The following is a 13,835-nucleotide window of genomic DNA, read 5'->3' as shown; positions in this document are numbered from 1 at the left end:
GGCCCACCATACGCCGGCGTGGGGTGCGTTGTGTAGAGTCGAGCAAGCTCGACTCTACGAAAGGTGGTCAGGTGGTCAGATCGCCAGTTCTGTTTCCACGTCCTGCACCTTGCGCCGGGCCAGCGCCAGGTTGCTCCTGGTCCGGTCCAGCACGATGTAGAAGAACAGCCCTTTCTTCTTCGCCACCGGGCGCATGATGTGGTACGCCTTGCCCAGCGAAATCAGGATGTCCTCGATGCTGTCATTGAGATTCAGCGAGGCAGCGGTCTTCATCTTGGCGCGGATCACTTCAGTGTTGCCGGCGGCCGCCACCTCCATGTCCATGCCGGCGCCGGCCTCGCCCAGCAGCATGCCGCTCTCGTAATCGACCAGTGCCACGGCCTGTGCGCCGTCGATACCCATCAGTGCATTCAGCGATTCAGTCAGTCCAGCCACGTGCGCACCCCTTGTCGATGTAGGTTCGAGCCCCTCGTTCCCCTGCGGCCGGGCTCACGGTCCGCCGAGTTCGGCCAGGATCGCCCGGCCACATTCCCTGCTCTGCCACAGCACCTGGCCGATCACGCTGCGCTGGTCGCACGCCGCCATCAGCAGCAGCGGCGCGCGTCCTTCGGCGGTGACCGCCAGCATCAGCACCTTGCCGCCGGCCGCCTCCAGCATCAGCGTCTGCAGCTCACCCAGTGCCAGTTCCCGCCCCACCGCACCGGCCAGCGCCAGCATCGCGCTGGTCATCGCCGCCAGGCGTTCGCCACGCCCTTCGGCACCGGCGCTGACCACGGCAAAACCATCCACGCTGGCCAGCACCACCGCCCGCACGCCTTCCACGCGTTGGCGCAGGTCGTGCAACAGCGGCTGCAGGCGTGCACGGTGTCGTTCGTCCGGCAGCAGCGCCGGCTGCCCGTCAGCCATGCGCGGCCACCAGGGCATGGGCTTCCATTTCGCTCATCAACAGATCCATCAGCATCAGTCCCTGCTCACGGTCGCGCGCATCCAACGGCAGCAGCGGCAATGGCTGTCCGTCCAGCACGGCATGTTCACTCCAGGCGTCCAGGACCGCCGTCGGTGCCTGGTCCAGATGGGTGACCGCCACCACCAGCGCCAGTGTGCCCGCGAAGGGCTGCAGGGCCTGCAGGTAGGTATCGAGTTCGGCCGACACACCGGCACGGCGCGCATCGATAAGCAGCACCGCGCCGCGTGCGCCCTGCAGCAGGATCGGCCACAGGAAGTCGAAGCGGTGCTGGCCGGGCGTACCGTACAGGCGCAGGCGCTCACCATTGGGCAGGTCGATATCGGCGTAATCCAGCGCGACTGTGGTGGATGCTTTGTCCGCGCCCGTGCGATCACTGTTGGCCACATCGGTGTCGACCACAGGGCCTGCGGCAATGCTGCGCACCAGCGTTGACTTGCCGCTGCCCATGCCGCCCAGCACAACAACCTTATGCTCACGCATGGCGCTCGCTCCCGCGCAGGCTGCGCCACAGGCGTGCCAACAGACCGCTGTCGCCGGCCCCGGCGCGCGGGGCCAGCGGCGCGGTGGCAGCGGCCGGCTGCAACTGCGCATAGCCGCACAGATAGGCGGCATGCACGAAGTCACGCACCGCAGTGGCGGGAAGATCCAGCAGCATCGCGCACTCTTCCACCGTGCTGGCGCGCTTGAGCAGCAGCGAGCACAGACGGAAGGCGTCGTGGTCGTGGCCCAGCACGCGGAAGTCCGGCCAGCGCAGCAGCTTCACCGTGGTGACGCGCAGGCGTTCATCCAGCGCCTGCCAATGCGGGCTGCGCTGCGCCCATTGCCAGAGCAGCGGGCGCAGTGGTTGCCGCGCGCGGGTGCCGGCCAGGGCCTGCAGCTGCGCGCTGGTCAACGCATCCAGATGCAACTGCTCGAAGCCGTGGGCCAAGTGTTCCACCAGCACCGCAGGCGGCTCGTGCAGCAGCACGGCCTGGTCCTGTTCGATGTCCATCAGCAGCACCGGTTCCCCGCCCAACCCCAGCAGCGCCTGGCCCTGGCGCAGCGGCAGTCGCTCGCGCAGCAGGCGGGTGATGGCATGGGCACCATCGGCCAGGCGCACCGGCGAGGGTTCGGCCGCGCGCTGCATGCCGCGCAGGGCATGGCCGATGGCGCCGTCATCCAGCACATCCTGGCCACCATCGCCGCGGCGCAGCTGCCCACCCGTGCTTTCGATCCAGCATTGCAGGCGGGGCCGCTGCTGGCGCATGCGCAGCGCCGCGTTGCGCAGCGCCGGTGTATCGCGGATCACCAGCAGATCGCAGTCATCCAGATCCTGGCTGCGGCGGATCTGCCCGGCAGGCAGCGCCGACGCCACCCGCAAGCGCTGCAGCAGCGCCTGTTCGCCCTGGATATCGGTTCCCACCACCAGTACGCGCGCCATCCGAGTTCCCCGGGCAACCGCCTCCCCGGCGGTTTCGCAGGCCAAGGCTAGGGCAAGTGAGACACGGCCGGCCGTGACACATTGCTCAGATTGCGGTGGGTAGTGAAACCGCACACCGCGGTTCTGCGACGGCGATCGAGGGCAAGTTTCATGCCGTTTTGACGATGTTGGGGAGTGGGGTCAGAGCCCGCTGCTTCGCAGAGGGATCCGACCCCAGGCGACGAGGGGTCGGATCCCTTCTGTGTGCAGAAGGGCTCTGACCCCATTGCCGCCTCCCTCGCCGCAGGAAAAAAAACCCGCGCCGAAGCGCGGGTTCCGTTTCTACAACCGGGCGACGATGGATCAGCCGCGCAGCTGTTCCAGCGCAGCATTCAGGGTGGCGCTCGGGCGCATGGCCTGGCTGGCCTTGGCCACGTCCGGACGGTAATAGCCGCCGATATCCACGGCCTTGCCCTGCACCGCCACCAGCTCGTCAACGATCTTCTGCTCGTTGTCGGTCAGTGCCTTGGCCAGCGGGGCGAAACGTGCCTTCAATGCGGCATCGTCGTTCTGCGCCGCCAGCGCCTGCGCCCAGTACAGGGCGATGTAGAAGTGGCTGCCGCGGTTGTCGATGCCACCGAGCTTGCGCGAGGGCGACTTGTCGTTGTCCAGGAACTGGCCGTTGGCTTCATCCAGCGCCTTGGCCAGCACGCGGGCAGCGGCGTTGTCGTAGCGGTTGCCCAGGTGTTCCAGCGACGCGGCCAGGGCCAGGAATTCACCCAGCGAATCCCAGCGCAGGTAGTCCTCTTCCACGAACTGCTGCACGTGCTTCGGGGCCGAACCACCGGCACCGGTCTCGAACAGGCCGCCACCGGCCATCAGCGGCACGATCGACAGCATCTTGGCGCTGGTGCCCAGTTCCATGATCGGGAACAGGTCGGTCAGGTAGTCACGCAGCACGTTGCCGGTGACCGAGATGGTGTCCTCGCCCTTGCGGATGCGATCCAGCGAGAACGCGGTGGCTTCCACCGGCGGCAGGATGCGGATATCCAGGCCGCTGGTGTCGTGGTCCTTCAGGTACTTCTCGACCTTGGCGCTGACCTGCGCGTCGTGGGCGCGGGCGGCATCCAGCCAGAACACGGCCGGGGTGCTGCTCAGGCGGGCGCGTTCGACGGCCAGCTTCACCCAGTCCTGGATCGGCGCGTCCTTGGTCTGGCACATGCGCCAGATGTCACCGGCTTCCACGGCGTGTTCGAACACCACGTTGCCGGCCTCGTCGGTGACCTTGACCACGCCGTCGGCGGCGATCTGGAAGGTCTTGTCGTGCGAGCCGTATTCTTCGGCCTTCTGCGCCATCAGGCCAACGTTCGGCACCGAACCCATGGTGGCCGGGTTGAACGCACCGTGGGCCTTGCAGTCGTCGATGACGGCCTGGTACACACCGGCATAGCAGCGGTCGGGAATGATCGCCTTGGTGTCCTGCAGCTTGCCTTCGGCATTCCACATCTTGCCCGAGTCGCGGATCATCGCCGGCATCGAGGCGTCGACGATCACGTCGCTGGGCACGTGCAGGTTGGTGATGCCCTTGTCCGAGTTGACCATGGCCACGCCCGGGCGCTGTGCGTACTCGGCCTTCAGATCGGCCTCGATGGCGGCGCGGGTGGCTTCCGGCAGCGACGGCAGGCGCGCAGCCAGGTCACCAATACCGTTGTTGGCATCGAAACCGGCCTGCTTGATGGCATCGGCGTGCTTGGTCAGCACGTCCTTGTAGAACTCGTTCACCACCACGCCGAACATGATCGGGTCGGAGACCTTCATCATGGTGGCCTTCAGGTGCAGCGAGAACAGCACGCCCTGCGCCTTGGCATCTTCGATCTGCGCGGCGATGAAGCTGGCCAGCGCCTTGCGGCTCATCACCGCGGCATCGACGATCTCGCCGGCCTTGACCGCGGTCTTTTCCTTCAGCACGACGGCGCTGCCGTCTTTGCCGTGGAAGGTGATCTTCAGCGCACCGGCGTTGGCCAGCGTGGCCGACTTTTCGCTGCCGTAGAAATCACCGGACGCCATGTGCGAAACGTGCGACTTCGAATCCGACGCCCAGGCGCCCATGCGGTGCGGGTGCTTGCGGGCGTAGTTCTTCACCGACAGCGGTGCGCGGCGGTCGGAGTTGCCTTCGCGCAGCACCGGGTTCACCGCGCTGCCCTTGACCTTGTCATAGCGCGCCTTGTAGTCGCGCTGCTGGTCGTCGGCCGGAGTTTCCGGGTAAGCCGGCAGCGGGTAACCCTGGTCCTGCAGTTCCTTGATGGCCGCCTTCAGCTGCGGCACCGAGGCGGAGATGTTCGGCAGCTTGATGATGTTGGCATCCGGGGTGGTTGCCAGCTGGCCCAGCTCGGCCAGGTCGTCGCTGACCTTCTGCGCATCGCTGAGCAGTTCCGGGAACTGCGAGAGGATGCGGCCAGACAGCGAGATATCACGGGTTTCCACCACGATGCCAGCGGTGGCGGTATAGGCGTCGATGATCGGCAGCAGCGACTGGGTCGCCAGGAACGGTGCTTCGTCGGTCAGCGTATAGAGGATCTTGGACATGGGGGACTTGGACTCTGTAGCAGTTCTCAGGGGAAGGCCGGCGCCAGTGCCGGGCCACGTGCAACCGTGTCACTTTCCCTCGTCGCCGTCAGGGTGGGCGCGCGCCGGGGAAACCCCTGCATTGTCGCGTTTTCAGCCGCGCGGGGCAAAGCCATGCCATACGCCAAGGTACTGCGCTGCGGCAACGCTGTGATCCGCGGGTGTGGTAACGGCTGCAACCAATTCCGCGCATCCACGCGTGGCGTGGACCTCCCCCACGCCATGCGTGGATGCCCCCTGCCACCGCCCAACAAAAAAGACGCAGCCTCGCGGCTGCGTCCATCGTGAGTCCAACCGGGAGAGAGTCGGCGGGACTTACTTGACCTCGAACTCCTGCGGCGTTCCTGCCGCCTTACCATCAACCATGACTTCGGCGCGGTACTTGCCGGCCGGCCAGCCATTGGCATTCTTGAAGGTGATGTTGGTGGTTTCGGCACCACTGGTATTGAGGGTCGCGCTCTGCTCCCCTGCCACCTGGCCATCCTGGAAGGTCAGCTTGGCGCCCACGTTGACATTGCTGGCCGCGCCATCGGTCTTCACCGACACCACGACATCATCCTTCGGGGCGAACAGGGCGGCGGTGGCTACCGATTTGTCCGCGGCAGCGCTCTTGCCTACGGTCACCGAGGACACGGCAACGGCGCTTGCGGCCGCCATCGGCGGCGGTGCGCCCGTCATCGGCGCCGGTGCCGGCTCGGCCGGCGCGGTGGCGGCCGGAGCGGCGTTGGTGTCGGTGGATTCTTCCTTCTTCTTGCAGCCCACCAGGGCAACACTGCCCAGCAGGGCGGCCATCAGGGCATTCTGAAGCGGTGTGGTCTTGATCATTCGTGGTTTCTCCCAGGCATGTTCGGATAGCGTTCGTGGGCCGGTTGCGGGGCCGGCTTACTTCGGCGGCAGCTTCAGGGTCTGGCCCGGGAAAATCTTGTCCGGGTCGTCAAGCACATCGCGGTTGGCCTCGAAGATCTTCTTCCAGGCATTGGCATCGCCCAGGTGCTGCTTGGCGATCTTCGACAGCGAATCTCCCTTCTGCACGGTGTAGCTGCCGCCGCTGACGACGTCAGCCGTGCTGTCCACCGATGCGCTTACGCCGGAAAAGTCCGCCTTGGGAACCTGTTGGGCGGTGCTGTCGACGCTGGCGCTTACGCCGGAGAAATCGGCCTTCTTGTCGGTACTCATCCACACACTCCCGTCTGCATGACTACGTGATACGCACGGTGCCACGACGGTTGTTAAATGGGGATGGTGCAGATGTGAAGCCGCCCCCGGGGGCGGCTGAACAATCGGGGTGCTCGATGGCCGCTGTGCTCGCCGGGCGTGGACCGGCGCTACCCGTACACGCCGGCCATGCCCTGCGGTAGCGCCGGGCCATGCCCGGCGGCGCTTATTGGCGCAGCTCGCGGTAGGTCGCAGTCGGGGCTGCGATACCCGGGCTGGCACGCCACGGGTTGATGTCCAGGCCGCCACGGCGGGTGTAGCGCGCTTCCACTTCCAGCCACTGCGGCCGGCAGCGCGCCGACACCTCGCTGAAAATGCGTTCGACGCACTGCTCGTGGAACTCGGCGTGCTCGCGGTAGCTGACCAGATACCGCAGCAGGCCGGCGCGGTCGATCTTCGGGCCGTGGTAGCGCAGGCTGACCGTCGCCCAGTCCGGCTGGCCCGTCACCGGGCAGTTGGACTTCAGCAGCGCCGAGACCAGCGTCTCTTCGACCACCTCCGCATCGTCGGCGGCCAGGAAACCGGCCTGCGGCGGACCGTAGCAGTCGATTTCCACCTCCAGCCCGTCGATGCAATCGCCCAGCGGTACCTCGCGCAGCGGCGGCAGGCCGAACACCACGTCGACCGGCGCGCCGGCGCAGGTCGACAGATCGGCCACCAGCCGCTCGCGCAGTGCTTCGGCACTGTCGATGCGCGCGCTGTTGAGGGAGTTCAGATACAGCTTGAACGACTTCGATTCGATCAGCCGCGGCGAGGTGCACGGCACCTGCACGGTGGCCACGGCCACCTGCGGCTTGCCACGCGGGTCGAGCCAGCTCAGTTCGAAGGCGTGCCAGCGGTCGTGGCCGACGAACGGCAGCGCGGCTTCGTCGAGGCCGATTTCCGAACGGGCGCCGATGCGCGGGATGGGAAACAGCAGGCCGGGATCGTACTGCGACGGGTAACTGACCTCGCGACCGAGGCTGGAGTCCTGGGGGGTGTTCATGGACGTCATTGTATCGCGCACAGGGCGGGCCTTCGGCCGGGCCGGCCAACGGCGGAGCCCCTCCGTGGTGGTCAAGAGCAGGATCCCGGGGTTGGCCGGGAGGTTGGGTTGGCTGGGGGACGCCGTGAATCCGTCCATGGAGGCTCGGTCGCCGCTTGCTCGTGTGCGCTGTCCTGCGCCCACGGCAAGACCGGAGTTGGGCGTCCTGCCCAACCCGCCCGAGGACAGTTTCCCGCGCCACCACGGGAAAGATCAGGAAAATCAAATTCAAAAGCCGATGCTTCGGACGTTCATGACGTCCGCCGTGTCGACCAAGGTCGACACCTACCAGAGCAGGAACGGGATCAGACCCCGTGCCTTTCCGACAGTTGCGGGAAACTGTCGGGGGCGGGGTGGTGTGGGCTTGCAGGACCGCAGGCGCCATGGATGGCGCCTACGAGCCTCCATGGATGGATTTACGGCGTGTCCTGCAAGCCCACACCGCCCCGCCCAACCCACAGAAAACCAGCCCCGCTTTTGACGTTGACGTTGATGTTGCCTTTGATTGCAGCGGGTGCAGGGCTGCAAGCCCTGCCGCTACCCCTCAGCCGGCGCCGTGCAGGTAATCCAGGCTGACCTGCAGCAACGCACGCAGGCCCACGTCCAGCGCCTTCTCATCCAGCAGGAACTTCGGCGAATGGTTCGCCGGCGCCGTCGCCGGGTCGATGCCCACGCTGGTCGAACCCACGAAGAAGAACATGCCCGGCACTTCCTTCGCGTACAGCGAGAAATCCTCCGCCCCCATCTGCAGCGGCGGCTCGTAGACATTGTCCTTGCCCACCACCGCCTGCAGGCTCGGCAGCATCTTCGCAGTCAACACCGGGTCGTTCACCGTGGCCGGGTTGCCTTCGGCCTCGTAGATCTCGGTTACCGCCTTGGCCCCGTGCGCGGCGGCCGTGTGCTCGGCCACGTTGCGCAGATCGGCGAAGATCTGCTGGCGCATGCCTTCATCAAAGGTGCGGATGGTGCCGACCATCTCCACTTCGTCGGGAATGATGTTGTAGCGGATGCCGCCATTGATCGCGCCGAAGGTCAGCACCGCCGGCTGCTTGGACAGATTGGTGCGGCGGCTGACGATGGTCTGCGCGGTGCCTATCAGGTCGGCGGTGGCCACGATCGGGTCCACGCCGTTCCACGGTGCCGAGCCATGGGTCTGGCGGCCGATCACCTTGATCCCGAAGCGATCGGAAGCGGCCATCAGCGGGCCACCGCGCACCGCGATCTGCCCGGCCTGCACGCTGGAGAACACATGCAGGCCGAACACGGCCTCGGGCTTGAAGTCGGCAAACAGGCCTTCCTTCAGCATCAGCGCGGCACCACCCTCTTCCGGCGGCGGCGCACCTTCTTCCGACGGCTGGAAGATCAGCATCACCTGCCCGGGCAGGTCCTTCTTCATGGCCACCAGCGCCTCGGCCACGCCCAGCAGGGTGGCCGTGTGTGCATCGTGACCGCAGGCGTGCATCACCCCCACGGTCTGCCCGCGGTACTGGGCCGTAGCCTTGGAGGCAAACGGCAGACCGGTGTGTTCGGTCACCGGCAGCGCGTCCATGTCTGCGCGCAGGGCAATCTTCGGGCCCGGCTTGCCGCCTTCGATGATCGCCACTACGCCATGGTGGGCAATGCCGGTCTTCGGCTTCAGGCCCATTGCGCGCAGGCGCTTGGCCACTTCGGCCGAGGTACGTGCTTCGCGGTTGGACAGCTCCGGGTGCTGGTGGAAGTCGCGGCGCCATTCCACCACCTGCGCCTGCAGGCGCTGCGCGGCGGCGGTCACCTCCGGGCGCTCGGCCACGTCGGCATGGGCAAGGGCCGGCAGAGCCAGCAGCAGGGCGGACAGCAGCAGCGAACGGCGCATCACGGGCTCCACGGAAGGGGGTGACCCTGAATGTAGGGCAAGGTCGCTGCCACGGGAACCTCTTTCGCCGCACCGGGTCTGAGCGCCCGTCCCATCCGTCATGCAGGAAATGGCATGGGTCACAGGTATGCTTTGCGCATTGCCAACCGGGGCGCCGCCCCGTCCAGCCCTCTTGGAGTCCTTGAATGTCACGTGTTTGGAAGATCGTGCTGCTGGTCGTGGCCGTGCTGGTGCTGGCGGTGGTGGGCCTGCGGGTACTGGGCGGTGGCAAGGACAAGGCAGCAGGCCCGGGCGCCGCGGCGCGCCAGGGCGGCGAAGATCCCGATGCCGGCCCGGTACCGGTTACGGTGGTCGATGCCACCCGTCAGGACGTGCCGGTATATGCCAGCGCCTTGGGGACGGTGACCGCCATGAACACTGTCACGGTCAGCCCGCAGGTGGGTGGCCAGCTGATGAGCCTGAATTTCCGCGAAGGCCAGGAAGTGAAGCAGGGCGACCTGCTGGCGCAGATCGACCCGCGCAGCGCACAGGCCAGCTATGACCAGGCCGTGGCCGCCAAGCGCCAGAACGAGGCGCTGCTGGCCACCGCCCGTTCCAACTACCAGCGTTCAAATGCGCCGGAGTACCGCCAGTTCGTGGCGAAAACGGATCTGGATACCCAACGAAACCAGGTGTCACAGTACGAAAGCGCGGTGGCCGCCAATGAAGCCAGCGCGCGCGCCGCACAGGTGCAGCTGCAGTACACCCGCATCACCGCGCCGATCTCGGGCATCGCCGGCATCCGTGCGGTCGACGCTGGCAACGTGGTCAATGCCGGTACCGCGCTGGTCACCCTCACCCAGATCCACCCGATCCATGTGCTGTTCAACCTGCCCGAACGCCAGCTGGGCGATGTTCGCCAGGCGCAGGCCGCAGGCAAGGTGCCGGTAGCCGCGCTGGACCGCGCCGACTCGCACGTACTGTCCGGCGACGGCTCGCTGGATGTGGTGGACAACCTGATCAGCGCCGACAGCGGCACGTTCAAGGCCCGCGCGGTATTTGAAAACACCGACAACGGCCTGTGGCCGGGCCAGTTCGTCAACGTGCGCATGCAGTTGCGCACCATTGCCGGTGGCGTGGTCATTCCCACCCAGGCCGTGCTGCGCGGGCCCAATGGCGAGTACGTGTATCTGGTGCAGGGCGACAACACGGTGAAGATGCAGACCGTGCGCAGTGGCGTGGAAGTGGGCGACAGCCACGTGCAGATCACCGAAGGCCTGCAGGGCGGCGAGCGGGTGGTCAGCGAAGGCCAGTTCCGCCTGAAGCCGGGCAGCAAGGTGACGGCGCTGAAGCCGGGCGAAACCCCCGCTGCGCCCACCGAGGCCGAACTGAAGGCCGCCGAACAGAAGAGTGGCGGCCGCGGCCGTCCCGGTGGTGGCCCGCGCTGAGCGCAGGCCACCCTTTCCTTTCGCGCCGGCCCTGCTGCCGGCGCAGCCATTGAAGCGCCAGCAAGGATCAGTCCGTGGGCTTTTCGACGATCTTCATCCGCCGTCCCATCGCTACCTCGCTGTTGATGGCGGGCCTGTTGCTGCTGGGCATCCTGGGTTACCGCAAGCTGCCGGTGTCGGCGCTGCCGGAAATCGATGCGCCCAGTCTGGTGGTCACCACCCAATACCCCGGTGCCAACGCCACCACCATGGCGTCGCTGGTCACCACCCCGCTGGAACGCCAGTTCGGGCAGATTTCCGGGCTGGAACTGATGACCTCCGATTCGTCGGCCGGGTTGTCCACGATCATCCTGCAGTTCTCGATGGACCGCGACATCGACATCGCCGCGCAGGACGTGCAGGCGGCGATCCGCCAGGCCACCCTGCCCTCGTCGCTGCCCTACCAGCCGGTCTACAACCGGGTGAACCCGGCCGACGCGGCCATCGTCACCCTGAAGCTGACCTCTGACACGCGACAGCTGCGCGAGGTCAACAACTACGCCGATTCGATCCTGGCCCAGCGCCTGTCGCAGGTGCAGGGCGTGGGCCTGGTGTCGATCGCCGGCAACGTGCGCCCGGCCGTACGCATCCAGGTCAATCCGGCCCAGCTGTCGAACATGGGCCTGACCATGGAGGAGCTGCGCAGCGCGCTCACCCAGGCCAACGTCAATGCGCCCAAGGGTTCGTTGAACGGCAAGACCCAGTCCTACAGCATCGGCACCAACGACCAGCTGGCCAGTGCCGCCGAGTACCGCGACACAATCATCAGCTACAAGAACGGCCGCCCGGTGCGGCTGTCCGACGTGGCCGAAGTGGTAGACGGTGTGGAGAACGACCAGCTGGCCGCGTGGGCCGATGGCAAGCCGGCGGTGCTGCTGGAAGTGCGCCGCCAGCCCGGTGCCAACATCGTGCAGACCGTCGAGCGCATCCGCGCCATCCTGCCGCAGCTGCAGGGCGTGCTGCCGGCCGACGTGCACCTGGAGATCTTCAACGACCGCACCGAAACCATCCGCGCGTCGGTGCACGAGGTGCAGTTCACCCTGATCCTCACCATCGGCCTGGTAGTGGCGGTCATCTTCGTGTTCCTGCGCCGGCTGTGGGCCACCATCATTCCCTCGGTGGCGGTGCCGCTGTCGCTGGCCGGCACGTTCGCGGTGATGGCCTTCACCGGCATGTCGCTGGACAACCTTTCGCTGATGGCGCTGGTGGTGGCCACCGGCTTCGTGGTGGACGATGCGATCGTGATGATCGAGAACATCGTGCGCTATATCGAGCAAGGCAAGAGTGGGCGCGAAGCGGCCGAGATCGGCGCGCGCCAGATCGGCTTCACCGTGCTGTCGCTGACCGTTTCGCTGGTGGCCGTGTTCCTGCCGCTGCTGCTGATGCCGGGCGTCACCGGCCGCCTGTTCCACGAATTCGCCTGGGTGCTCAGCATCGCCGTGGTGCTGTCGATGCTGATCTCGCTGACGCTCACCCCGATGATGTGCGCCTACCTGCTCAAGCCCGACGCCCTGCCCGAGGGCGAGGACGCCCATGAGCGCGCAGCGGCCGCCGGCAAGCAGAACCTGTGGACGCGCACCGTGGGCGTGTATGAGCGCAGCCTTGACTGGGTGCTGGACCACCAGCGCGCCACGCTGGTCGTGGCGGCCGCTGCGCTGGTGCTGACCGTGCTGCTGTACGTGCTGATCCCCAAGGGTCTGCTGCCCGAGCAGGACACCGGCCTGATCACCGGCGTGGTGCAGGCCGACCAGAACATCGCCTTCCCGCAGATGGAACAGCGCACCAGGCAGGTGGCTGAGGCTCTGCGCCAGGATCCGGACGTGACCGGCGTATCAGCCTTCATCGGTGCCGGCAGCATGAACCCCACGCTCAACCAGGGCCAGCTGTCGATCGTGCTGAAGGAGCGCGGCCAGCGTGATGGCCTGGATGAGATCCTGCCGCGCCTGCAGAAGGCCGTGGCCGGCATTCCCGGCGTGGCGCTGTACCTGAAGCCGGTGCAGGACGTGACCCTGGATACGCGCGTGGCCGCCACCGAGTACCAGTACTCGCTGTCGGACGTAGACAGTGCCACCGTGGCCACCCAGGCCACGCGCCTGACCGAGGCACTGCGGCAGCGCCAGGAACTGGCCGACGTGGACAACAACCTGTCCAACCAGGGCCGTGCGCTGGAACTGAACATCGACCGCGACAAGGCCAGCGTGCTGGGCGTGCCGATGCAGACCATCGACGACACGCTCTACGATGCGTTCGGCCAGCGCCAGATCTCCACCATCTTCACCGAACTCAACCAGTACCGCGTGGTGCTGGAAGTGGCGCCGGAGTTCCGTACCAGCACCGCGCTGATGGAACAGCTGGCCGTCGCCTCCAACGGCGCCGGCGCGCTGACCGGCACCAATGCCACCAGCTTCGGCCAGGTCACCTCGTCGAACTCGTCCACCGCCACCGGCATCGGCGCGCAGAACACCGGCATCACCGTGGGTGCCGGCAGCATCATTCCGCTGTCGGCGCTGGCCGAAGGCAAGGTGACCAGTGCACCGCTGGTGGTCAGCCACCAGCAGCAGCTGCCGGCGGTCACCGTCTCGTTCAACGTGGCGCCGGGCTATTCGCTGTCCGATGCGGTCAAGGCGATTGAAGAGACCAAGGCCAGCCTGGACATGCCGGCCCACCTGCACGCCGAATTCATCGGCAAGGCGGCCGAGTTCACCGGCAGCCAGACCGATGTGGTGTGGCTGCTGCTGGCCTCGCTGGTGGTGATCTACATCGTGCTGGGCGTGCTGTACGAAAGCTACATCCACCCCATCACCATCATTTCCACCCTGCCGCCGGCCGGCGTGGGCGCGCTGCTGGCGCTGATGGTGTGCGGCCTGAGCCTGTCGGTGGACGGCATCGTCGGCATCGTGCTGCTGATCGGCATCGTGAAGAAGAACGGCATCATGATGGTCGACTTCGCGATCGAAGCCCGCCGCGCCGGTGCCAACGCCCACGAAGCGATCCGCCGCGCCTGCCTGCTGCGCTTCCGCCCGATCATGATGACCACCGCCGCGGCCATGCTGGGTGCGCTGCCGCTGGCACTGGGCACCGGCATCGGTTCGGAACTGCGTCGCCCGCTGGGCATCGCCATCGTCGGCGGCCTGCTGCTGTCGCAGCTGGTAACGCTGTACACCACGCCGGTGATCTACCTGTACATGGAACGGTTCTCGGAATGGCTGGCCCGCCGCCGCGAGCAGCGCGCGTTGCGCGACGGTTCGCTGCAGGAGCCGCAGGCATGACCCAGGCCCCGCACCTGC

11 protein-coding genes are annotated in these 13,835 nt (G+C 66.8%); 2 read left to right on the top strand and 9 right to left on the bottom strand.

The genetic code is table 11. The annotated features are described in order from the left end of the window. Nucleotides 1-75 precede the first annotated feature (75 nt). The 9 genes from RTY46_RS05115 to RTY46_RS05075 all read right to left on the bottom strand — a co-directional run bounded on the left by RTY46_RS05115 (nt 76) and on the right by RTY46_RS05075 (nt 9,082). Nucleotides 76-435, bottom strand: a complete 360-nt coding sequence (locus RTY46_RS05115; RefSeq protein WP_312706987.1) for a hypothetical protein — start codon at nt 433-435, stop codon at nt 76-78. Nucleotides 436-489: 54 nt separating this feature from the next. Continuing rightward, complete coding sequence (locus tag RTY46_RS05110; protein WP_312706986.1) at nt 490-906, bottom strand: roadblock/LC7 domain-containing protein; 417 nt, start codon at nt 904-906, stop codon at nt 490-492. Beyond that, nucleotides 899-1,447 carry an ATP/GTP-binding protein gene (locus RTY46_RS05105; protein WP_312706984.1) on the bottom strand — a complete coding sequence of 183 codons (549 nt, stop codon included), beginning with the start codon at nt 1,445-1,447 and terminating at the stop codon, nt 899-901. The genes RTY46_RS05110 and RTY46_RS05105 overlap by 8 nt, the downstream gene beginning before the upstream one ends. Beyond that, nucleotides 1,440-2,387, bottom strand: coding sequence for a hypothetical protein (locus RTY46_RS05100; RefSeq protein ID WP_312706982.1), 948 nt, complete (start codon nt 2,385-2,387; stop codon nt 1,440-1,442). Before RTY46_RS05100 ends, RTY46_RS05105 begins: the two co-directional genes overlap by 8 nt. A 342-nt stretch (nt 2,388-2,729) precedes the next feature. Next, nucleotides 2,730-4,952: an NADP-dependent isocitrate dehydrogenase gene (locus RTY46_RS05095; RefSeq protein WP_312706980.1), complete on the bottom strand. Its 2,223-nt coding sequence runs from the start codon at nt 4,950-4,952 to the stop codon at nt 2,730-2,732. 354 nt (nt 4,953-5,306) lie between these two features. After that, entirely contained in the window at nt 5,307-5,816 is a 510-nt protein-coding gene (locus RTY46_RS05090; protein ID WP_312706979.1) for a hypothetical protein, read from the bottom strand. A 57-nt stretch (nt 5,817-5,873) separates the two neighbouring features. Further along, nucleotides 5,874-6,167 (bottom strand): LysM peptidoglycan-binding domain-containing protein, encoded by a 294-nt coding sequence (locus tag RTY46_RS05085; protein WP_312706978.1) that lies wholly within the window; start codon nt 6,165-6,167, stop codon nt 5,874-5,876. Nucleotides 6,168-6,372: 205 nt separating this feature from the next. After that, nucleotides 6,373-7,191, bottom strand: coding sequence for an NADPH-dependent 7-cyano-7-deazaguanine reductase QueF (queF, locus tag RTY46_RS05080; protein WP_312706977.1), 819 nt, complete (start codon nt 7,189-7,191; stop codon nt 6,373-6,375). A gap of 583 nt (nt 7,192-7,774) precedes the next feature. Then, nucleotides 7,775-9,082 (bottom strand): M20 family metallopeptidase, encoded by a 1,308-nt coding sequence (locus RTY46_RS05075; RefSeq protein ID WP_312706976.1) that lies wholly within the window; start codon nt 9,080-9,082, stop codon nt 7,775-7,777. A gap of 185 nt (nt 9,083-9,267) precedes the next feature. Between RTY46_RS05075 and RTY46_RS05070 the strand changes: the two genes are divergently transcribed. After that, nucleotides 9,268-10,509: an efflux RND transporter periplasmic adaptor subunit gene (locus RTY46_RS05070; protein ID WP_312706974.1), complete on the top strand. Its 1,242-nt coding sequence runs from the start codon at nt 9,268-9,270 to the stop codon at nt 10,507-10,509. Nucleotides 10,510-10,583: 74 nt separating this feature from the next. Beyond that, nucleotides 10,584-13,817: an efflux RND transporter permease subunit gene (locus tag RTY46_RS05065; protein WP_312706973.1), complete on the top strand. Its 3,234-nt coding sequence runs from the start codon at nt 10,584-10,586 to the stop codon at nt 13,815-13,817. Nucleotides 13,818-13,835 lie beyond the last annotated feature (18 nt).

The organism is Stenotrophomonas sp. (genome assembly GCF_032056425.1).
GTDB lineage: Bacteria > Pseudomonadota > Gammaproteobacteria > Xanthomonadales > Xanthomonadaceae > Stenotrophomonas.
Note: the sequence above shows the minus strand (reverse complement) of the source record. Positions and strands in the feature narration are given on the sequence as shown.

Coding starts and splice junctions, on each gene's coding strand:
- RTY46_RS05100 (WP_312706982.1), bottom strand. CDS start 2,387: ATGGCGCGCGTACTGGTGGTGGGAACCGATATCCAGGGCGAACAGGCG.
- RTY46_RS05075 (WP_312706976.1), bottom strand. CDS start 9,082: ATGCGCCGTTCGCTGCTGCTGTCCGCCCTGCTGCTGGCTCTGCCGGCC.
- RTY46_RS05085 (WP_312706978.1), bottom strand. CDS start 6,167: ATGAGTACCGACAAGAAGGCCGATTTCTCCGGCGTAAGCGCCAGCGTC.
- RTY46_RS05090 (WP_312706979.1), bottom strand. CDS start 5,816: ATGATCAAGACCACACCGCTTCAGAATGCCCTGATGGCCGCCCTGCTG.
- queF (WP_312706977.1), bottom strand. CDS start 7,191: ATGAACACCCCCCAGGACTCCAGCCTCGGTCGCGAGGTCAGTTACCCG.
- RTY46_RS05095 (WP_312706980.1), bottom strand. CDS start 4,952: ATGTCCAAGATCCTCTATACGCTGACCGACGAAGCACCGTTCCTGGCG.
- RTY46_RS05110 (WP_312706986.1), bottom strand. CDS start 906: ATGGCTGACGGGCAGCCGGCGCTGCTGCCGGACGAACGACACCGTGCA.
- RTY46_RS05070 (WP_312706974.1), top strand. CDS start 9,268: ATGTCACGTGTTTGGAAGATCGTGCTGCTGGTCGTGGCCGTGCTGGTG.
- RTY46_RS05105 (WP_312706984.1), bottom strand. CDS start 1,447: ATGCGTGAGCATAAGGTTGTTGTGCTGGGCGGCATGGGCAGCGGCAAG.